This is a genomic window from Flavobacteriales bacterium, from assembly GCA_025210295.1.
GTDB lineage: Bacteria > Bacteroidota > Bacteroidia > Flavobacteriales_D > Parvicellaceae > S010-51.
In genome coordinates this window covers 1-22670 of the sequence record JAOASC010000038.1, presented here as the reverse complement: position 1 = coordinate 22670, position 22670 = coordinate 1, and the positions used below count along the sequence as shown (strand labels likewise).

General features: G+C 33.0%; 19 protein-coding genes. 5 read left to right on the top strand and 14 right to left on the bottom strand.

The window, feature by feature from the left end; translation table 11 throughout:
* Both N4A35_11440 and N4A35_11435 read right to left on the bottom strand, forming a co-directional pair.
* Window positions 1-1031 (bottom strand): PKD domain-containing protein (locus N4A35_11440; protein ID MCT4582025.1); only part of this gene is annotated, 1031 nt, incomplete at its 3' end.
* A 41-nt stretch (window positions 1032-1072) separates the two neighbouring features.
* The gene (locus tag N4A35_11435; protein MCT4582024.1) at window positions 1073-2290 is read right to left on the bottom strand and encodes a C1 family peptidase; all 1218 of its coding nucleotides are present in this window, start codon (window positions 2288-2290) and stop codon (window positions 1073-1075) included.
* A 222-nt stretch (window positions 2291-2512) separates the two neighbouring features.
* Between N4A35_11435 and N4A35_11430 the strand changes: the two genes are divergently transcribed.
* From N4A35_11430 to N4A35_11420, 3 genes are read left to right on the top strand one after another with little or no spacing between them, the layout of a single operon-like run.
* A complete protein-coding gene (locus N4A35_11430) occupies window positions 2513-3499 on the top strand; it encodes a glycosyltransferase (GenBank protein MCT4582023.1) in 987 nt (328 codons plus the stop codon).
* Window positions 3487-3999 (top strand): hypothetical protein, encoded by a 513-nt coding sequence (locus N4A35_11425; GenBank protein ID MCT4582022.1) that lies wholly within the window; start codon window positions 3487-3489, stop codon window positions 3997-3999. Before N4A35_11430 ends, N4A35_11425 begins: the two co-directional genes overlap by 13 nt.
* Window positions 3989-6307, top strand: coding sequence for a M1 family metallopeptidase (locus N4A35_11420; GenBank protein MCT4582021.1), 2319 nt, complete (start codon window positions 3989-3991; stop codon window positions 6305-6307). The genes N4A35_11425 and N4A35_11420 overlap by 11 nt, the downstream gene beginning before the upstream one ends.
* 49 nt (window positions 6308-6356) lie before the next feature.
* Here the strand turns inward: N4A35_11420 and N4A35_11415 are convergent, their stop codons facing one another.
* Complete coding sequence (locus tag N4A35_11415; GenBank protein MCT4582020.1) at window positions 6357-7088, bottom strand: carboxypeptidase-like regulatory domain-containing protein; 732 nt, start codon at window positions 7086-7088, stop codon at window positions 6357-6359.
* A gap of 107 nt (window positions 7089-7195) precedes the next feature.
* Here N4A35_11415 and N4A35_11410 point away from each other — a divergent pair, with 107 nt between their 5' ends.
* Window positions 7196-8212, top strand: coding sequence for a PorP/SprF family type IX secretion system membrane protein (locus tag N4A35_11410; GenBank protein MCT4582019.1), 1017 nt, complete (start codon window positions 7196-7198; stop codon window positions 8210-8212).
* Window positions 8213-8218: 6 nt separating this feature from the next.
* Window positions 8219-8959: a biotin--[acetyl-CoA-carboxylase] ligase gene (locus N4A35_11405; protein ID MCT4582018.1), complete on the top strand. Its 741-nt coding sequence runs from the start codon at window positions 8219-8221 to the stop codon at window positions 8957-8959.
* A 64-nt stretch (window positions 8960-9023) separates the two neighbouring features.
* On the opposite strand, the gene N4A35_11400 is transcribed toward N4A35_11405, so the two are convergent.
* The 11 genes from N4A35_11400 to N4A35_11350 all read right to left on the bottom strand — a co-directional run bounded on the left by N4A35_11400 (window position 9024) and on the right by N4A35_11350 (window position 22357).
* Window positions 9024-11963 carry a TonB-dependent receptor gene (locus N4A35_11400; GenBank protein MCT4582017.1) on the bottom strand — a complete coding sequence of 980 codons (2940 nt, stop codon included), beginning with the start codon at window positions 11961-11963 and terminating at the stop codon, window positions 9024-9026.
* A 19-nt stretch (window positions 11964-11982) separates the two neighbouring features.
* A complete protein-coding gene (locus tag N4A35_11395; protein ID MCT4582016.1) occupies window positions 11983-13344 on the bottom strand; it encodes a hypothetical protein in 1362 nt (453 codons plus the stop codon).
* A gap of 786 nt (window positions 13345-14130) precedes the next feature.
* Window positions 14131-14715 (bottom strand): hypothetical protein, encoded by a 585-nt coding sequence (locus N4A35_11390; protein MCT4582015.1) that lies wholly within the window; start codon window positions 14713-14715, stop codon window positions 14131-14133.
* Window positions 14708-15346, bottom strand: a complete 639-nt coding sequence (locus N4A35_11385) for a hypothetical protein (GenBank protein MCT4582014.1) — start codon at window positions 15344-15346, stop codon at window positions 14708-14710. Before N4A35_11385 ends, N4A35_11390 begins: the two co-directional genes overlap by 8 nt.
* Window positions 15347-15491: 145 nt before the next feature.
* The gene (locus tag N4A35_11380) at window positions 15492-16238 is read right to left on the bottom strand and encodes a hypothetical protein (protein MCT4582013.1); all 747 of its coding nucleotides are present in this window, start codon (window positions 16236-16238) and stop codon (window positions 15492-15494) included.
* A 1-nt stretch (window position 16239) separates the two neighbouring features.
* Window positions 16240-16446 carry a hypothetical protein gene (locus N4A35_11375; protein ID MCT4582012.1) on the bottom strand — a complete coding sequence of 69 codons (207 nt, stop codon included), beginning with the start codon at window positions 16444-16446 and terminating at the stop codon, window positions 16240-16242.
* A gap of 126 nt (window positions 16447-16572) precedes the next feature.
* Window positions 16573-17142 (bottom strand): hypothetical protein, encoded by a 570-nt coding sequence (locus N4A35_11370; GenBank protein MCT4582011.1) that lies wholly within the window; start codon window positions 17140-17142, stop codon window positions 16573-16575.
* A gap of 15 nt (window positions 17143-17157) precedes the next feature.
* On the bottom strand, window positions 17158-17733 hold the full coding sequence (locus N4A35_11365) for a hypothetical protein (GenBank protein MCT4582010.1): 576 nt from the start codon (window positions 17731-17733) through the stop codon (window positions 17158-17160).
* Window positions 17734-17737: 4 nt separating this feature from the next.
* Entirely contained in the window at window positions 17738-20017 is a 2280-nt protein-coding gene (locus N4A35_11360; protein MCT4582009.1) for a hypothetical protein, read from the bottom strand.
* Between the two features lie 5 nt (window positions 20018-20022).
* On the bottom strand, window positions 20023-21543 hold the full coding sequence (locus N4A35_11355; GenBank protein MCT4582008.1) for a hypothetical protein: 1521 nt from the start codon (window positions 21541-21543) through the stop codon (window positions 20023-20025).
* A gap of 319 nt (window positions 21544-21862) precedes the next feature.
* On the bottom strand, window positions 21863-22357 hold the full coding sequence (locus tag N4A35_11350) for a hypothetical protein (protein MCT4582007.1): 495 nt from the start codon (window positions 22355-22357) through the stop codon (window positions 21863-21865).
* Between the last annotated feature and the right edge of the window lie 313 nt (window positions 22358-22670).

Here is a 22670-nt window from a genome sequence, read left to right as displayed (position 1 = left end):
TTATTACTAGCTAAGACTAATTTAACTTGAAAAGTTCCCTCATTGGCATAAATATGATTTGGATTAGCTAGGGTAGAAGAATTCCCATCACCAAAGGTCCAATTGTAAGTAGCAATATTATCAGGAGCATTAATAGAACTCATGTTCATGAATATTGAGGGCTCATTTAAACAAACATCTTCAACCGTAAAGTTGGTTTGTGGATTGGGGAAAATTGTTACAGGCTTGGTGATTGAATCCTCACATCCATCCAAATCAAGGATATACAGTTTGATATTATAAGTTCCAGAAGATTGGTAAGTATGACTAGCGTTAGTTACATTATTAATAATCGTTCCATCTCCAAAGTCCCATCTAATTTGTTGGTATGGATTAGGGATCGTGTTGCAAAAAATATTAGTATTGATAGGAGTGTCTTGGCAAACATTATTGTTGTATGTGAAATCAGCTTTTGGGGTAGAAGTAAAATTAGAGTAGGTTACATTGGGTTGAGAACTATTAAAGAATCCAAATTTTCCTGGATTGAAGCACCCGTCAAGGTCAAGTACTACATTCCCATCAATAGAAAGGGTGATGTTAATGGAGTAATATTGGATAGAAAATGCATGATTAAATGATCTTACCCAATGGTTTCCAACATCGGATAATAATGTTGAAACTAGTCCTGTTTCGTCATATTCATAAACATACATTCCATTACCATCACCCCCTTCATCCCATTCAAATCTGTAGTAGTGGAAAGGAGCGACTCCAATAGTACCTTCAACTCCAAAAACAAATCCCATTCGATCATTATCTCCATCATCAGTTCTAAGTGCTCCACTAATAATGGTATTGATAAAAGGGTTGGGACTCAAAAAATAAACAGCCCCTCCATTTACAGTTTGCGTAACAGATGTTCCTCCTAAATTCACATTCCAAGAACCTCCTTGCGTTGTCCAAGTATTCAAATCAACAGGTATATTGTTGCATTGCCCTTTTACAATGCTGAGGGAAAATAAGGTGAATAGTATAACAAGTATTGCGCGCATAGCTGATAAACTAACGGAGGTAAATCAGTTTGGTTGTCAATTTATTTAATTTTGTCTAAATATTTTTTAGCGATATCTTTATGAACAGTAATGGTCATCATTTTTAGCTTAACATAGTCTTCATGCATAAAATAGTGCCCAAATTTATCTGAGCTTTCCCCTGCATTTCGAGATCCAGATCCTGAATCTTTAATTAGAAACCATGTTTTACCATCTTTAGCTTTATAATACCCGACTAAATGCATTGCATGGTCGTCTGTTGTAGAGCCATTTGTAAATCTAAATTGACGAGCATTTTCATCAATATCATCAGATTTAATATCAAAAGAGGGAATTGTAGCTGTTTGGCTTATTTTATCAAAACCAGGTTCAGAGACATCACCACCAATACTAATACTATATCCTTGAGAAATGCTTTCTTTTATAAGTTGCACAAAATCGTCTAAAGGTATATTATTATAATCTTTGCTTTTCCACCAGTTATCAGGAACATTATACAATGCTTTTTGATAATAAGGGGCTTCCATTAAACTCATAAAATTAACATAGTTACTAGGGTCAATTTTAAGGTAATCTCTGTATTCGATAGGCGACATGTTTTTTCCATTGACATCAACGTATTCAGGGACTTCACCTATATGTTCGTCAAGAAGTTCTCTAACCTTTATAACTGCTTTTTCTTCATTCCATTCACCTTCTTTTTTGATTTGCTCAAAGAGCGTTTCTATGGCTTTAAAAAGTGGCTCATGGTTATAGAATGCTTGTCCATCTTTTTGTCCGGTATATGCTTCGAAAGGAACAGTGCCGTATAGTTCCATAATCTTAGCAATAGCGTTGGTTTCAGATCCTTCACCTAAGTGCATTTTCCCTTTGTGCTGAACAAAATATTTTGTTCGTTCTACATACTCCCAATATACAGTATACATTTCAGAGAGATTGACTTCTTTACCTGTTAAACGTTGTACTTCACTTTCCATAAAAGAAGACGTGGAAAATGACCAACAAGTACCAGTGTTACCTTGTGATAGTAAGTTATTGTACCATATTGTTTGATATGCCAATGGATTGGTAGGATAATCTTTCTCAGCTTGATCAACTTTTAACTTTGTTTTTTCTGTTTTATCATGATCTCCATTTAAGGCGTTTATGATGGTGTGTTGGTAATAACTTACAGGTTCTTTAACAAAAACAGCTTTATCATTTTCTTGAGCGAAAAAAAAGTTGCTGGTTAAAAGTGATAGAAAGACTATTCTTTTCATAGATCTATTTTTTTGATTAAATGAATTCGTTTTCAACTAAAACTTAGTTGAAAATGTTTAGAGCTTGCAAATATACTGAATATCTGTCATAATATTGTAAGGAATAAAAATTCTAAGCTAAAATAAAACCTAGTTTATCGAATAATAATTTTTGATGTTTTAATATTTTTTATCTTTGGACTCTTGGAAAGTTAGCTCATTACCAAGTGACTTTATAACCCAATGAATATCCTCATTATACATAATAGTAAAATACCAGTACATAAATACGGGGGAACTGAGCGTGTGATTTGGTATTTGGGTAAAGAGTTAGTTGCTTTAGGTCATCAAGTAAAATACATTGTCCCTAAAGGTTCTTCATGTGATTTTGCTGAAGTAATAGAGAGAGATGAAGCTGTTGATATTCATGAGCAAATTCCTAAGTCAACAGACATTGTTCATTATCATTATCAAGCAAAAGAAATCAAGGAACTTAAGTTTCCTTATGTAGTTACTGTTCACGGTAACAGAAATCACTTTGAACCTTTTGCTAAAAACTCCATTTTTGTTTCAGAAAATCATGCCAATAGATATGGGTCTGATTCTTTTGTTCATAATGGTTTAGATTGGGAAGATTATGGAGAGCCAAACCTCGATAATGAGCGGAGTTATTTTCACTTCTTGGGAAACGCAGCTTGGAAAGTTAAAAATGTTAAAGGCGCAATAGCAACAATCAAACAAACTCAAAAAGAACAGTTGAAAGTTCTAGGAGGAAAACGTATTAATTTTAAAATGGGAGTACGTTTTACTTTGTCATCAAGGATTTCATTTGAAGGCATGGTGGGTGGTGAGACAAAAAACAAGTTTTTAAATGGTTCAAAAGGGTTGGTATTTCCAGTTAGATGGTCGGAACCATTTGGACTAGCAATTACTGAAAGCTTATATTTTGGTTGTCCAGTTTTTGGAACACCTTATGGAAGCTTATCCGAAATAGTCACCGAAAAATATGGGTATTTATCGGCTAATAAATTGGAATTAGCAGCAGCCATTGAAAATAATACTTATGATAGACAAGCTTGCCATGAATATGCCAAAGACTTTTTTAATTCCAAAGTTATGGCAGCAGCTTATTTAAAAAAGTATGCATTGGTCTTAGAAGGGAGAGACTTGAATAAAAAGGCACCAAAATTGCTTAAACAAGGACAAAAATTATTACCATGGGAAAATTAAAGAGCTTTGGAATTTTTATCGCCTTTATAGTATGGCTAGTTCATTCATCGTTTGTGCATGAATATTATGTTAGTATTGCGAATGTTTATGTCAACGAAACACAAAAGCAGTTTGAAATTGAAGTAAAAATAGATGCTGATGATCTAGAAAAAGTTCTCTTTATTGAGAGTGGTAAAAGAATTAATTTAGAAAAAATAGACGAAGCTACATTTGAACTATTAGAACGTTATTTATCAAAGCATTTCCAGTTTACAATTAATGGAGGAGTTCGAAAAATTGAATTGGTAGGAGAGGAGTTGAATCCAGATGGAACTTTTTGGTGTTTTATAACAGTCGATTTACCGGATATTATTCAAACAGTTAAGATAAAAAATGATATCTTGTTGCCAACATTTTTACAACAACACAATATTGTTAACTTAAAAATACACGAAAAGACGTACAGTCATACTTATATACATAAACATTCATTTCATACATTTAAAATAAATGATAAATAGAGGAATCAAAATTACAGCATTATTAGCAGTTATTGGGATAGGAAACTATGCCGTAGCCCAAGGAAGTACCAATCAAAACAAGTTTAGGCAACTAAAGCAAGAATTAGCTACCCCGAATGTCTATAGAACGGCATCAGGAGCTCCTGGACACGAATATTATCAAAACAGAGCAGATTATGTTATGTCTGTTGAATTGGATGATACAAAGCAGCATATTAAGGGAACTGAAAAAGTCACTTATCATAATGCTTCCCCAGATGACCTAACTTATTTATGGTTGCAACTGGATCAAAATATGCGTCATCCAGAATCTGATACGTATAAAGCAGAAACGAATGATATCAATAGTATCAACTTTAAAAGAATGAAACATGATTTTGAAGGGGGATTCAATATTGAATATATTAAATCAAATAACAAAGCTTTAGACTATACCATTAATAAAACAATGCTACGTATAGATTTAGAGACACCTTTAAAAGCTGGAGCTTCAATTAGTTTTGATATCAAATGGAACTTTAACATCAATGATAGAATGGCTGTCGGAGGTCGTTCAGGATATGAGTATTTTAAAGATGAAGATAATTATATCTATACAATTGCCCAATTCTATCCTAGAATGTGTGTCTATAATGATGTTGAAGGTTGGCAGAATAAACAATTTTTAGGAGGCGGAGAGTTTACGTTGCCTTTTGGAGATTATGATGTGAAAATTACTTTGCCAGCTGATCATGTAGTAGCTGCAACGGGCGAATTACAAAACGCAAATGAGGTCTTAACTTCAGAACAAAAAAATAGGTTAGCGAAAGCTAAAAAAGAAGAAAAAGAACCTGTTTTTATTGTAACACAAGAAGAAGCTGAAAAGGCAGAAAAAAGCAAAGCTACAGCCACTAAGACTTGGCAGTTTAAGGCTAAAAATGTAAGAGATTTTGGATGGGCTTCATCTAGAAAGTTTATTTGGGATGCTATGCTAGTAAAACAAGAGTCTAAAGATGTATTAGCTATGTCTTTTTATCCTAAAGAAGGGAATCCACTATGGGAACAGTACAGTACTAAAGTGGTTGCTCATACCTTAAGAAGTTACAGTTCACATACTTTCGATTATCCATATCCAGTTGCTATATCAGTACATACCAAATGGATAGGAATGGAATATCCTATGATTTGTTTTAATGGTGGTAGACCAAGTCCTGATGGAACCTATTCTGAGCGTGCTAAAAATGGAATGATTGGGGTTATAATTCACGAAGTAGGACACAATTACTTCCCAATGATTGTCAATTCTGATGAAAGACAATGGACTTGGATGGATGAGGGATTAAATACTTTCTTACAATATTTAGCAGAGCAAGAGTGGGATAGAAATTATCCAAGTAGTAGAGGGCCTGCATATAAAATTGTAGATTATATGAAAGGTGACGTCAGCAATATTACTCCAATTATGACAAACAGTGAGTCGTTATTACAATTTGGAAATAACGCTTATGGAAAACCAGCAGCAGCGTTAAATATTTTAAGAGAGACTGTAATGGGGAGAGAATTATTCGACCATGCTTTTAAAACTTATGCGAACAGATGGATGATGAAACATCCAACACCAGCAGACTTCTTTAGAACTATGGAAGATGCGAGTGCTGTTGATTTAGACTGGTTTTGGAGAGGTTGGTTTTACACTACAGATCACGTAGATATTTCTATTGATAACGTACAATGGATGAAATTGAATACGAAAAACCCAACAGTTGAGAATAAAATAAAAGAAGAAGAAGCTAAACGTATAGAAGAAGCGGATATCTCTAACCAAAGGAATAAAAAAGATATCGAACAAACGGCATTAGAAAACGATAAAGGGTTAGAGGATTTTTATACGACATACAATCCTTTTGAAGTGACTCCTGAACAAGAGGAAAACTATCAGCATTATTTAAGACATCAGTCTAAAGCTAAAAAGGAAATCATTGAGAAAGATATTAACTTCTATCAAGTTGACTTTTCAAATGTAGGAGGGTTAGTGATGCCAATTATTATTGAGTTTACTTTTGAAGATGGAACCAAAGAACTACAGCGTTTACCAGCTGAAATATGGAGAAAAGATAACAATAACGTTACTAAGGTTTTCTTCTTTGAAAAGAGCGTAGTTTCAGTTAGTTTAGACCCATATTTAGAAACTGCTGATACTGAAGTTTATAATAATAACTATCCAAGAAAATTAATACCAACTAGATTTGAACAGCATAAAAAGCCCTATTGGAGAACACACGGAGGTGGTTCAAATCCAATGAGAGATGCTAAGAAGAAGAAAGATTAAGATAACCTATTAAATAAAAAAAGCTACTCAATTTTTGAGTAGCTTTTTTTTATGGTCTTCCACTAGCAGAACGTTGAATTTCTTGTCTTTTAAAAGTGGTTTTATTGAGTGAAGCAGGATCTTTATTGATTAAGGGAGGATCATGAGGAATAATCATAATATCTCCCATTAACTCTTGGTAATTGTTTAGGGTGAAGTCTTGAATCATCACACCTTTTTTGAGGATAAGATCTTTTAATTCTAGGTGTGCATAACCAATGTAAGAGACGCGAATAGTATATTTTTTATTGTAATAACTTTCGTCTAAATCGAAATGATATTTTCCATCAAAGTCGGTCGTTGTTCCTTTAATGATAGTATCGTTATGAATTAAGATAACATTAGCAAAGGGGAGAGGCTCTCCCGTTTCATCAGAGACGATACCCTTAAGTTTTGACTCCGAAGCTTGTTGCTTGTTGGTAAGATAAGTTTCTTTCATTTTTTGCGTAGCCTTTTGAGCTTTTGCAGATAGACTAAACAAAGTACTTCCAAAAACAATAAGTAAAGCAAAAGCTAAACGTTTGAGAGGCTGTACATATTGATAATCATCTAATTGAAATGAATAAGCACGTACACACATGCTTGAACGTTGATGTTGATGAACTAGTTCTCGAATTTCAGAAGTGGATTTATGCCGAAGATCAATGACCGATTTATTGCATTTTTCACAATGTTTACCAGTTGTATTGGGAAGCATCGTCTTCCAATTCTCACTGCATGGCGTGCCTATATTAATATTCATAATGTAGTATTTTTAGCTTTTTATACACTGTATAGGTATGAAAGTTCAACCTTAAAGATGCTGAACTGTATTAAATTCCATAAATTAGTTTAAATTTACTCTAATAAATGAGAAAAAATATTCAATATCTACTTTGTAGTCTAACTGTATTGGTTAGTCATTTTAGTCATGCACAAGATATTCATTTTTCTCAATATGATTTATCTCCAATTAACTTAAACCCTGCGCAAACTGGTCAGTTTATCGGTGATTATCGGTTTGTTGGTAATTATAGAACACAATGGTCTTCGGTAACCGTTCCTTATAATACGTTTAGCTTTGGAGCAGATGCAAGAAATTTCTTACCACAAGAAAATTATGCTGGAGGAATTCAAATTAACCAGGATCAGGCAGGTGATTCTCGTTTTAAAACATTTCAAGCCAATGTTTCAGGGAGTTATTTAATGCCTGTTAGTGAAGATTCAACACAGAATTTATCATTTGGGTTACAAACGGGACTTACCAATAAAAATATCTCGTATGATCCTTTGTATTTTGATGTTCAGTATGACGGCTATGCTTATGATCCGAATTTACCAACTCAGGAAAATTTTGCGAGAAGTAGTAAGAACTATTTGAATTTAAATACGGGAATAGCCTATTTTAATGAAATTGATAAAAGAAAAAAAATAGGAGGAGGAATTGCCTTATTTAATATTACTAAACCCAATCAAAGTTTTTATAATGAAGCAACGGTTAAATTAGATCGGAGACTATTGATTCATGCCAATGCAGAATGGAGAGTTAGCGAAAAAATAAATGTTCTTCCAAGTCTATTATGGATGCGACAGGGAAAATATGCTGAGTTTAATTTTGGAGGATCAGCTAAATATATTCTAACAGATTTTATTGGGTTATACCGGACTGTTTGGTTAGGAATGTTTTATCGTAATAAAGATGCAGGTTTTTTGACTGCTGGAATGGATTATGATAATTGGAAAGTAGGTCTTAGTTATGATATCAATACTTCTTCATTAGTTCCTGCCAGCCGTAGGAGAGGAGGGTTGGAGTTAGCTGTTATCTATATTATCAATAATACTCCTTTTAAACGCGTTCAACATCGTATTTGCCCAGATTATATTTAATTTTTAATGTTAGTTTTTGGACACACAATAGAAGAGTTAGAAGTTATTGATTCAACCAATAGCTACTTGATTCAGAAATCAAAAGAACAGCGTGTATACGAAGGGGAGGTTGTTTTAGCTCATTATCAAACCCAAGGAAGAGGACAACGTGCTTCGGTTTGGGAATCGTTGCCTGGAGAGAACTTAATGTGTTCTATTTTTGCTTTGCCGACTTTTTTAAATGGAGATAATTTTTTCTTAATCAGTAAGGCAATTGCTTTGGCTGTAAAAGCTGTTGTTTCATCGAAATGTCCTAACGACCTCGTAGAAGTAAAGTGGCCCAATGATATTTATGTTAACCAAAAAAAGATAGGGGGAATATTAATTGAAAATCAGTACAAAGGGAATCAAATTAAACAGGCAGTTATAGGAGTAGGATTGAATATTAATCAAGTATTTTTTGAAAACGATCGAGCGACAAGTTTAAAACTATTAACCCATAAGGACTATAGTGTCAAAACAATATTAAAAGAGCTGTTACAGGCTTTTGAAAAATATTATTTTGAATTAAAGTGGGGAAACAATACTGTCGTAGAAGAAGGCTACCTAGAGGGGCTAATGAATTATAAGGTTGAAAAGTCTTATAAAGTCGGGGATCAAAGAATTAAGGGAGTCATTCAAAAGGTAGAAAATAATGGAACGTTGGTGCTTGCTTCAAAAGGAGAGGTCTTAACGTTTCAGTTTAAGGAGATCAGTTATATTTTTTAGTAGTTTTCTATAAACAAAAAGGAGCGAATAGATTCGCTCCTTTTTTATCGTATACCAATAGGGATTATAGCGTATAGCTTATTGAAGCGGCAAATGTTCTTCCATCTCTAAAGTAATCATAGATTTGTGGAATTGCTTTATAAGCTTCATAATATCTAATTCTTTTGTTATTAAGTAGGTTTTGAGCAGTAAAGCTAGCTTTCCATTGGTTGGTTTTACCAAACTTTTTACTCGCTTTTAAGTTTAAGCTATGGAAAGGATTCTCATAGACATCAGGTAAGGCCCCAATACCAATTACAGCTAATCTTTTCCCTTGAATGTTGTAACTTAAGTTAATGTCAAAACCGATAGAATCAGCACTAAAAGAAGTAAAAGCATTGATTAAGTATGGTGATTGTCCAGACATAGGTCGGTAATCTCCAATAACTTCACCTTCTCTTGCATTTAATGTTCTGATTTCTTTTTCAGTTTGTGTTGTAGTTCCCTTAGTAATCTCTACTTTATTCATATCTATTTGAGATTTAATCCAAGAGAAATTAGCTCCTACATAAAATTTGTTTTCTGGTTGGTCTGCAAATCCAATTCTTTTACGAGCTTCTAATTCAAGACCAAAGATATCCGCTTCACCTGTATTGGTTGGTTTAACCTCATTAGGAGCAAGGTCAAAAGAAACAATCTCAATAGGGTTGATAAACTTTTTATAGAATCCAGATACCGATAAAACTTCTGTCCTTCCATAGAAATATTCCCATCTTAAATCAGCATTGTGAATATTTGTTTGTAATAAATCGATATTCCCGTTGTATCTTCTTCCTTGGATAGGGTCATAGATTTGTGCAATAGACTTTTCTTTAAATGAAGGTCTTGCTAAGGTTTGTGTATAAGAGGTTCTTAAGTTCATGGTATTAAAAGCAGAGTCTTTTAATACATATACAAAGTTAACAGCTGGTAATAGGTTGGTTTCATCTAAAACTGTAGCATTGTTGTAAACAATGGTTGCATTGTTGTCCTGACCAGTATATTTATTGGTTACTTTTTCAACTCTTGCCCCATATACAGCTTTTAATTTTTTATTGATTGGTAATTCATTCATAACATAAGCTCCTAATACCAATTGGTTAGCATCAAATGAATTGGCTAATTCTCTTTCTCCATCAGCAAAAGTTCCTTGATCAGTTTCAGGAGTCCATATATTTTCCTCTTGTAAAAACCAGTTAGGATCGTTAGGAACTTCGGTAATGTTTTCAACATCAAATACATAATCAAATACCTTAAAAGAACGTGCTTTATAGGTCTCAGAAAATCCAAATTTTAAAGTAGATTCTAATTCGTTTTTAAGATCGAAAGCATAAGAAAAGTCTAACTTACCGTTTAAGTTGATCTCGTTGAGGTCTCTAAAGATTCTTCTAATTTCTGCTCCAACACTTTTATATAAACCATAAGTTATACCTGTTTCTGTTTCAACTTCCTCTAAGATCGTACTTCTGATGTCTGGATCTTTGATAAGCGATAAAGACGGTGATAAAGCCCATTTGATTTGCCATTTATTTTTTGCTAATGAATGGGTACCAGATAAATTGGCATTAGATGTAGAACGTTGGGTATATTGTAAGTTTTGTTTAACAAGAATCGCTGGATTAGATTCATAATTTTGTTCTCTTAATGATGCCGCTTGAGACTCTCCATTTTGAGTATGGAATAAATTTAATGACAACTTATGAACTTTATTAATTTTTACCGACTGACCTATAAGTGCTGACCAAATCACATTGTGTATTCCTAATTGTCCAGTTGATGATCGATCAATAAAGAAACTATTGTCAGATAGATCAGGATTTTTTCTGTAAGCATTATATTGAACGTCATTATAATACCTGTAGTTGTTTTGATAGCTCACATAAAAATTATATCCATAATCGATATCCTTTTTGTCAGAGTTTAATTGATTTCCTATTCCAAAAGAATAACTTTGGTTAGGAGCACTAAAACCAGTTTCAACAGCCATATTAGGGTTAAAAGCTTTGGTTAAAGTTGTTAATTCAGCATCTCCTTCAGTAGGGTCGGGTAGAGGTTTAGTTTGACTAATTGGTAATGCTCTACTACCATCATCAAAACCTAAGAAATCTAAAGATCCAGTTTGGTAAGTAATATAGTTAGGGTTAAAAGTGGTTACTGTATTATAACCTAATCCAGCAGAGAAACTTAACGTTTTTTCAGATGGAAAATCTTTAGTTAAGATATTGACCAATCCTCCTGTATAGTCACCAGGTAATTCAGGAGTAAAAGTTTTGTATACTGTAATGTTATCAATTAAGTTAGTAGGGAAAATATCCATCTGAACAGTATTCCTATTAGGGTCTAGTCCTGGAATTTCCATATTGTTTAAGATGGTTTTAGTATAGCGATCACCTAAACCTCTTACATAAACATGTTTTCCACCTTCAACAGAAACACCTGTAACTCTTTTGATCACTTCTCCAGCGTCACCATCTCCTGTTTTTTTCATTTGTTCAGAAGACGTTCCATCAATCATATTGGTTGACTTCATTTTTTCTCGGTCAAAAGCAGCCATGGTTTTAGAAGCTTTTTTTTCAGCAATGATTTCAACCTCTCCAATCATCTCTGTTGCTTCGGCTAGAGAGATATCCTGTGTATAATTCTTACCTGCTTCAATTGTTAGATTAATGACTTTATCAGTGTAAGAAACAAACGTATAAACAATTTCATAAGTGCCTGGTTCTAATTTTAAAGTGTAATTACCTTCAAAATCAGTTGAGGTTCCTTGTGTGACATCTGTTTTAACATAAACGTTAACAAATGGAAGTTCTTCACCTGTATTGGTATCGGTGACCTTACCTCTTAAAATACCTTTTTGAGCAAAGGAAAAAGAGGTCATGATAAATAGAATGAACGAAAGAAAAAATTTATGTGACATTTTAGTATGAGTATATATGACAAAATCAACAGCATTAGAAACGCGTTCTAACACTGCTGATTTCAGCACAATTATGATTTATTGACGATTATAACTTTCCTTTTTGTGAAGTCCAAGTCCAAGTGAAGTTAGATAAATTCGCTCCAGTTGATCCCGTAGCAACAACACTTGTTCCTGCATTTGTAATTGCTGCTTCAGCTGTACTTTCTAATGATCCAGTACAGTTGTCGTTTGCAGCATCAACTACAGATTTAGTGTAAATATCAATAGCTGTTGCCATATCGTTTGATGACGAAATGATCTCAGAATTATTTAGATTTAAGATAGGTGAAGCTTGCGTTAAGTATACATAAGCGTCAGATTTATCAGTACAGTTAACAGTATCAGAGAAAGAAGCTCTTACTTTGATTACTTTACTAGTGTACCCTTCAAATGTTACGTTGTTAATGTCTCCTTGAGCTTTAGATTTTAAATCAGCTCCAGTTCCTTGACCATCTGTAGTTTTAACAGTCCCATTAGATAACGTAAATGTACCAGTAGTATGTGTAATTCCTTCAGGTCCATCAATTTCTAAAGCTTCATCGGTGTTAATACCATGAACAACAGCAAAGTTGCTAACAGTTCCAGAGTAGTTCATATCAATATCGATACCATCATCACCTTGGAAAGCAACAACTAAATCAGAGACATTTACTGTTCCTCCAAAGAATTCAATACCATCATCTAAGTTGGCAACAATCTCGATGTTGTTGATTGTAGTTCCAGTTCCTACACCTCCTAATGTTAAACCATTGATTTCGTTACCTGCTCCAATTAAAGCTCCACCATGACGGATAGAAACATAACTTAATGATCCTGAGTTATCAGCAGCAACACTACCTCCATAAGTTCCGTAAGTTTCTGTTGCAGGAATTCCTTCAATTTGAGCTTCTGTATCTCCATCAGCAGCAGAGATAGGCGCTTTACCTAAGATGATTAATCCTCCCCATTTTCCATTGTCAGTTTCGTCTAAGTTTGTCCCAGAAGTTTGTCCTTTTTCAATGTTGTCTAAAACAGAAGTAAAGATAATTGGGCTAGAAGCAGTTCCGTTAGCAACAATTTGAGCTCCTCTTGCAATAATTAAAGCAGAAGCATTTGTTCCTGTTCCTTCTTGTCCTTTAATGATCGTTCCAGCTTCAATTGTTAATACAGCATTGTTGTCTACAACAACTCTACCTTTTAATTCATAAACTTTATCACTTGTCCAAGTCGTATTACTTGTAATTGATCCTTGTACAACTTCGTTTCCAGTTTCCTCAGAAGGATAAAGGCAGCTTCCATCATCTTTTTTAGCTTTCTCATCGTAGTTAGTAGCTGTAGTATCCGTACAACCTTTTTTCTTACAAGAAGTAATCGATAATGTCATTGCAGCCATTGCAGCTAACCCTATCACTTTTGTCGTTTTGTTCATTTGTTTGTGTTTTTTATAAATTTCTAATCTAACACTACAAATATCTATATCAAGTTTTAAAAGGATTTTAGCTGTAAGTTAAGTTTTTGTTTTATTTCGAGTTTAAAAAATTAACATTGAGGAAACATAGCTTATGGAGAGGGAAATGGTGTAATGAGTTAATGTTTCAATGCTACAATGCTATAATGATGAAGTGGATTGAATTTTCCCATCATCTCATTCTCTCATTAGCTAATTCTCTCATCATCTAATTTTCTTTATTCTTTTCTCTCTATTCTATTTTCTAGATCAACAAGCCGTCTAGTTCTCGATACACCTCCTTTGTCGGCACTCGAACTGACTGGATTAGTGCTGTAATGGTTTAATGATGAAATGCTATAATGGATTGAATTTTCCCATCATCTCATTCTCTCATTAGCTAATTCTCTCATCATCTAATTTTCTTTATTCTTTTCTCTCTATTCTATTTTCTAGATCAACAAGCCGTCTTGTTCTCGATACACCTCCTTTGTCGGCACTCGAACTGACTGGATTAATGCTGTAATGGATTAATGCTGCAATGGATTGAATTTTCCCATCATCTCATTAGCTAATTATCTCATCATCTAATTTCTTTGTTCTTTTCTCTCTATTCTATTTTCTAGATCAACAAGCCGTCTAGTTCTCGATACGCCTCCTTTGTCGGCACTCGAACTGACTGGATTAATGCTGTAATGGTTTAATGATGAAATGGATTGAATGTTTCTATTTAGTCAATTGGGTTCGTTTTTATCAATTGTTGGTGAATTAAGACCAATGATGAAGAAATCCTCTACTTGATTTAATGTTAACGGCTTTGACTGATGTAATAGAATGTTCAACTTCTTTGAGTAGTTTATTGATATTTGAGTTTTCATTTATCTCAACAAAATATTTTACAATAACACTAACACGGTCATAAATAACAGTTTCACTAAAAATAATAAGGTGTTGTTTATTATTCTTTTTGAGCGTGGTTGCTTGAATAAAAAAATGCTTTCTTTCGGACTCTAAAATTTTAGCTGAAACTAATTTTTCATTTTTTCTGATTAATAATGGGTCACTAACAAAATAATCAAAAGCAATAGGTTTTTCTCCTTTATTTACTTTTGTTTTATCAAAATAGACATTCAAATAGTTATTCGAAGATGAATCTTTTTTACACCAACCTACAATACAAAAATCATCATGGTCTCCGTCAACTAATTTCCAGTTAAATGGTAGATCAATGGAAACATCAAATAAATCATCATCAAAGATGTAAATATTTGGCTCTCTTTTGTTACATGAACTGAAGATCACAAATAAGGATACAGTATAAAATGCTATATTTTTTAGAATGGATTTAATCATTATAAATCTCAATTGAATTTACAAACTGCCTACTATTATTAATTAAATGGATATTTTCTAGTTGATTCGTTGTTGTATGATTGATTTTTAGGCTTTGTTTTCCTAACTCTAGGTAAACTTTATTTGTGTACGAAAATTTACCTAATAAAGAATCAATTTTTAAATACTCTTTTACATAACCCTGATATTTTTTATTTTTAAATGAAGTAGAAAATAAACGGTCTTTTCTTTGGAGTACTATACTATCTTGCTTATTTAGAAAACCCAACATTTCTTTTACATTTGAGTAGCTTTCAATATTTTCAGATGATATGTAAAGAGCTTCATACGCTTCAACAGAATTGTCAACCTTAATATAAGAACCGTTATCTATAACAAGACTGTCAACACTAGCATAGGAATACATCATTGAGTTTCGATTAGTATCTCTTTTTTTTAATTGTAGATGATTATGGACAATTCCTTTAAATGTAATATTATCTAATCTGAATATGTGTTCTGAACAAACATATTGGTCAGAAACGTTGCTCTTAATTTCTTTATTATAATCTATACAAATTTTTATTATATCGTTTTCTTTGCATGACAGAAAGGAAAGTAAAAAAAAGAAAAATAATAGTTTGTATTTCATAGGGGTAAAATTTATTTTTATCTACTAATATTGATGAAGTTCTACTACTTTTACTTCCTTAGTATATAGTAGGTAAATCATTTTCGATGCCGCTTGGGTCGAGGGAGTTAAGTAAGTGAGTATTATAGTTCATGTTTAAAGGGGGTTAATGGTCATAATTAAAAGTTCCGTTAATAATTTCTCTTGCATCATTAGAATAATTAATTCTCGCAAATTGATTTTTATGAATAGTATCTGATACATTTTTGAAAATAATTCCTTTTAATAGATTCTTTTGTTCTTTTTTTGAGCAAAATACTATTGTATCAAGTTTAGTTTCTAAAGTATCTCTAAAACTATATTGAAGAGGTATGTTCCATTTCTTATCAATACACCTAATTTCATTGTATTTCGTTTTACCCTTTCCTTTTCCAATGGGGTAAATAGGAGAATCTACATTCGGAATTCCGTATCTAAAGATGTATGCTTCTCTTTCTTCTCCGTTTACACGAATAATAGTATCTATGCCTTCATAGAAGCAATAGCCCTCATGACTAACATCATCTACAAAATGAATGGTGTCATTATCCAAAGAATAATACTTATTCCAATAATTTTGTCCCTCAGGTTTTATTTTATATCCATCCCTTTCTGATTGAATCTTATACCTATAATTGGCTTCATAATTATTTATATATAATTTTATGGTAGTAGTGTCATATATTGGATATGGTATTTCGGTCCATATATCAGTATCCCAGAATAATTTTCTCCATTTACCATCAGATACTAAATAATGTCTGTAAATAATCTCTTCACTACCATTTACTTTTGCATCATATATAGCAACATACTCTTTTTGACATGACAAAAAGAAATATGGGGCAATAAAGACTAAAATCTGGATTTTCATATTATTTTGCTATTAAGTTATCCTCATTTTCTGAATTATAATCATAATCATGCTTACTCCTATGGAATCTATAATTGTTATATAATGATACCCTGCCACCTTGTGTACTTTGAAATGTTGTTGTGACTCCATATTTATTCGGTATCAAATCAATTCCTCTGGCTTTATAGTTCAAGTTAAAATCAAACGCAGGCGTTCCTGGTATCATCCATAAATCATCTTTTCTCGATTCTGCTGGAATACAGGTAGAAAGATTCAGTATATATAAATTTAGTATTTTCATTAAGTTTTTTTATGTAGTCAATTGGGTTCGTTTTTATCAATTGTTGGTGAATTAAGACCAATGATGAAGAAATCCTCTACTTGATTTAATGTTAATGGCTTTGACTGATGTAATAGAATGTTCAACTTCTTTGAGTAGTTTATTGATATTTGAGTTTTCATCTATCTCAATAAAATATTTTACAGTAACACTAACACGGTCATAAATAACAGTTCTACTAAAAATAATAAGGTGTTGTTTATTATTCTTTTTGAGCGTGGTTGCTTGAATAAAAAAATGCTTTCTTTCGGACTCTAAAATTTTAGATGAAATAAATTTCTCATTTTTTCTGTTTATCATTGGAGAGCTAACAAAATGGTCGTATGCAGTTGGTTTTTCTCCTTTATTTACTTTTGTTTTATCGAAATAGACATTCAAATAGTTATTCGAAGATGAATCTTTTTTACACCAACCTACAATACAAAAATCATCATGATCTCCGTCAACTAATTTCCAGTTAAATGGTAGATCAATAGAAACATCAAATAAATCATCATCAAAGATGTAAATATTTGGCTCTCTTTTTTGACAGGAGGAGCAAATAAAGGAAAGGATTAGTATATATAAATTTAGTATTTTCATTAAGTCTATTTTTGTTTAGTCAAACTCTATTGATTCTAGTCTTTTTCTATTAGAACAAATCATATCTTTTTTATCAAGGTTCGTTTTAAGAGCGTAGGTATATCTAATCGCTCGATTATTTATATATAATTTCACATATCTTGCATAAACAAATCTGCCTTTAATTTCATTTTTTGAGAGGATTTCTGTAACTGAACCTTTGTATTTTTTATGCTGAAAAACGGTATCTAAAATGTGTTTAGGTTGCCTATATAAGCTATCTGTATATTGTTTAGCCACAAGAGACTCTTTAATTTCATTTATAGTTTTATCTAAATTATCAGTAATGGAGAAATAAATAGTTTCGTAATGCTCATTTATCGTGTCATAAAAATTGTAACTCACTGAGTTCTTAATACTATCTTTTTCAAACAAACTAAATTCATTTGGAAAAAATCCGTTTATTTTTCCGCCATCTAATTGAAATGAACGATAATTTGAAACGTCTAACTCTCTGCTTGAACAACTTGTAGGGATATTTAATAGAATAATTTTATTATTGTTATTACAACCTAATAGGAATACGGATAATACTATAATAAAAACTTTCATAGACTTAAAACTTACTTTTATCTACTGATACAGGAGAAGTGCCACTTTTTTCTGCCTCATCAACTGTTACTGGATTTCTATATGGAATACTCCAACCACTTTTACCCATGGTTGTTTGAAGTAAAAAATTATGTACATAATTGTAATTAGCTCTTGCTTCTGAACCATTTGGAAAAATACCTCTTCCAAATGTGTTTACATTCCTCATGTGAACGGAATTGGGTTTGTTTTTTGCTATGTTAGAAAGTTCTAATGCTTCATTAACAGATATAGCTTCATCTGATGGTGTAATTATTTCACCATTATCATCATACACAATTCCCATTTTAAAGCCTTCAAATTCAGGATGAAGTATTCCAGCCAAAAAAGATGCTCCACGACCTATACCAGTATTATAATCTTGATTATGCTCCATTCCTGAATTATGAGTTGAACCATGCACAAGAGTGAAAGCAACGCCTTTATTCTGATCAAGGTTAAAGTATTTTTTAGCAAAGACTCTATTTAATTCAAAAGCAATATTAATTCCTACAGCTAATTCATGTCCGCCTCTTAAAATAGATGATTTTTCAGGGTTATCAACAGTATAAACATGTCCTAAATGCTGTTTCCAAAACCCATTTTTAGATTGCATAGTTTTAATTTCTGAAGAATTGCCTAAAAGAGCATAACTATCATTCGCATCCATAAAGTCAGGGTTAAAGTTTTCTGCATTTTCAAATAATACAACTCTTGTGTTTAATCCCATTTTTTTATAAAGGTTATTTGATTCATTTATTATTTCCTGTTTATCTGCCATTGTTAGCTTTTCGTTAGCAGATGGTAGCACCAATAGGTAAATAATATTATCTCTTCCATCAGGGTCAACATATATTATAGGATTATCCGCAAAAGCAGCATAGGGCGACCATGACGGGTAACTTGAAGCATGTGGATCAATCGACCACGCAAAAGCGACAGGGTCAATCAGTAATCCGTACGTACTGCTGGTATCATAGGTTACAATTTGTTTCTTTTGGGTATCAAATGCCAATCTCCCATAAACTTCTATGGGTTTCTTTTCGTGGACTTCGGGATATATACCTCCTGACAAAGTGGAATAACGGGTATCACTTTTATCTTTCGGTTGAATACTTGCAAATGGGCTAGGTGTAGGGTCTTTCACTAAAATAGCTTGTTCAATTTCCTTTTTTTGAAGTCCAGCTAATACCATTTCTTGCATCTCCATAGACATCTGACGATACCCCAAATCATATAACAAAGTAAGTTGTTTTTCTAATTGACCATAGGTATTGGCTATTGCCTTATCCTGTTTTAATTCTTCTAGCGATAATTGGTGTTGTATAGCATAATTAATAGCTCTATCCTCCAATACCTGTAACTTTAATAAATGAGCGTTTAAACTCAATGAATCATACTTTAACGCTGTTTCTGCACATTTTAAAACAAAGTCATCTGATTTGGTATTATATTTTCGTTCATAAGACTTTCCTAAATTCACCAAACACAAAACAATATTTTGGGTATTGTCTAACTGACGTAAGGCTATATCACTCATTAGAGCCTCTCTGTTAGTGTATGTCAATGTTCTGATACTTCCATCTCCTGGATGACTTCCCGTCGCTAATTCCACATTATAAACTTCTCCTTTTTCGTTTTTATGTCTTAAATAAATATGTCCTGGAGCAGTACAAACGATCGCATCACTATCTAAACGCTCAGAAAAGATTTTGAATAAAGCTACCAATGCCAAACAATTTCCTTTTTGTTCGTCAGAAGTTAGCAAATTAATCACCTGTGAATTGGTCCAATCATTAATCCCAAAAGGGTCGTTGATTTGATAAGAAAATGGATAATGATAAGAATAAGGCGATTCAATCGTATCAGTCATGTACGTAAAGATAGCCCAATTCGTCAAAGCCTTTTGATATAATTCTTTTTTTTGAGCAGGTGTATAACGAAATAAACGGACATCCATCGGTTTGCTTCTATCAATAATAACGCTAAAATCAATACTGTCCGAACGGTCATTAGCTTCAATAAGTTTATGAATTAAATTAAGATGTTGATCTATTCCAATTTGAAAACTTTTAAAATTGTATTTATTGTTTAAATAAGGATTCTCAGCTAAGAATACTGCTTTTTCAAAACTAGCTGTTTGTTTTCCTTCCAACATATCGGTTAATTCATTGTAGGATTGTTCAAATCCTTTTTTTTCCTGACTATATATAGAGCTATTCAAGAGTGCCAGTAATAAAGGAATAATGTGAATTTTGGTAAGCATATTGTCTAAAAATTAAAGAATAAGTTTTTGGTTGATTTGGTATCAATTTTTTTAGCTTGTTGTAGCTTTCCTTTTCTATCGTGCTTTTCAATCATTCGATGAAATACCTCTTCGGGCATTCCCTGAATACCTAGTTTTTCTATTAGCATTTCATGGTTTTGTACAGCCTTGAAAGCTTTTAATGCTTTTGGGTGCTTGGGGATCTCTTCAAGGTTGGTAATACCACAGGCTTGTAACGTTTGTTCAAGTTGAGCAACCAAAAGTGTCCCTTTCAGATAATACCATTCGGGATTGTTTCCGTATTGATTATTAAAATATTGTGCTGAAGAACTCAAACAATCATTAATAAAAGAGCCATCATGGACCCAATGTTCTTGTTGGAAGTAGTAAGATAAATCAACCAAAAAAGAAGAAATTATTTGCCGCTTATTCAATGTATCTAAATAGAAGCCGTTCTTTTCTCCCTCTGAAATAGTCGACATTTCTTCTTCGTATTGTTGGTCGCTCATGCTCCAATCAATTGTACTTTCATAATTGACGATTGTACCTTTGTTATTTTTGTATTTGATAAAAGAATGATGCAACGAAAAAGAAAGATAAGTTTCTGCTCCTATTTCTTCTGCAAGTACCAGGTAAACTAAGGGTAGGGTGTGACATTGTCCTGTTCCTGTGGCAAGAGCTTTGGTTAAAAAGTAATTTCTAAAGTCTTGTACTGCGCCTGTATCAATAAAATCATAAAAGAATGGTGTATGTCCTTGTTTACCATTTATGGTGTTACCATCTATTTTTTGAATGCCTTTAATATAAAGGGTGTCGCCCATAAATTTCTGAATACCTAAGTGTAGTGCTTCGGGGTTATTCAAATCATACCTGTTTTCAACTAGCCAATGCTTAATAAATTTCCCAGATAATTGAATGCGATTAATGTACTGTTGATAGGATAAATGTAAGTTTCCATAAGCCGATTCGATCTGATAAAGCGCATCTTTAATAGAAAGTGGTTGTGCTCCTGAAAGCATTGCGGTTAACGTGTTTTTAGCACGTTGATAATTGGGTAAATCATTGTTGAATCCAGGAGAATTGTAATGCCCGGTTTGTACAAGCTGTTGGTTGATCCTGTGAACCCTTGTTAATAGTTGTTTATAGTATTCGCTCTTGTTTTGATAGGGGGATAACTGGTTGAAATTATTTTGAGCATTTGGGGTCTGATAGCCTTGTTGTTTAGCTAATTGCTCATTGATGAAGCGTTCATTTTCTCTCTGTCTTTCCTCTGGTGTCATGTTGGGGGTATATTGAGGAAAATTACCTAACCTTGCTTTATGCTGTTGCTTAATGAAACTTTGAGCCGTTAGGGCTTTATTTTGATAATTGGTATTTGACGTTTTAAATTGGGAGTGTTGATTGGTGGGGTAGGAATGATCTATTTGAATAGGTGTGTAATTGGGGAGTTGTGGAGTACCAACTTGCGCTACATAACTCAAATTATTTAGCAATACAATAGCTGATAGGAGTGTGTTTGTTTTCATGATGGAGGGGTAATTTTATCATCCGATGGGGTGTTACATAGGAGCTGTGGGGTTGTTTATTGGTCTATCTAGGTTCTTTAACAGTCTGTTGAGGTAGTATTTCGAACTGTAGGGGTGAATAACCTCGCCATCATAAAATTTAATGCCATTGACTACGTTGTTGTACCCCGACAGATGAATCTTTAACCTGTAGCGAGGAGTAGTATATCCCGTTGGAGGGGTAGAGCATAGCTTTATATCATGTTGTTAATCCTCCAACTCGATGAGGTAACCTATATAACTGTTGATGTTCCTTGTGTTGAGCTTATGTTCAACACTTTTATGATTCTGTTGAACTAGAAGCTGGGGGATTACGTGGTGTTTTTTTTGTGAAAAACTGCTTCAAGTCCTTTTCTTTATCCTCATAGCCTGCTTTGGAACTTGAGGTGTTTTTGTACTGGGTATATTTGTAATCTGTAAGTGCAGCCTGATAATTATCCCAATCGTGTAATATCTTAACATTAGATAGTCCTGTAATTAATGCTTCCAGATGATCAATAATTTTTGAAAGAAAAATTCTAGTCTCATAGTCTTTATTAAATTCTACCCAATCTACATCTGGAGTACTCAGGGCTGGATTATTTTCCTGATATGATTTTACTTTGTCAATGATGAGTTTGTTTTGTTCATTTACACTTCCATACTGACGGCGCTCTTCAGGACTTAAATTAATTAGATGGTTGATTAATGCAGTTTCTAAATCTCTTATTAATTGCTCTACGTTGCTTTTTTGAGCGTTGTTAAAATGCTCAGTTCCTTTGTTGCTAAATGGCATACTGATTTTTTTTAAGGGGGTTAATCTTCGATAAAGCTAATGAATCTTGGCGGAGTTATAAAAAGTCTTTTGTTCTAAGTTTTTATAACTAAAAAGTGCTTGATGAACTGCTGAAACGTAGTGTTAATGGGGGGTATGTGGAATGATTTAATGCTGTAATGGATTGAACTTTATTCTTTGTTCCATCATCTCATTAGCTTATTATCTCATCATCTGATTGTCTCTGTTCTTTATTCTCTCTTCTATTTTCTAGTTAAATAGGTCGTCTAGTTCTCGATACATCTCCTTTGTCGATACTCGAACTGACTGGATT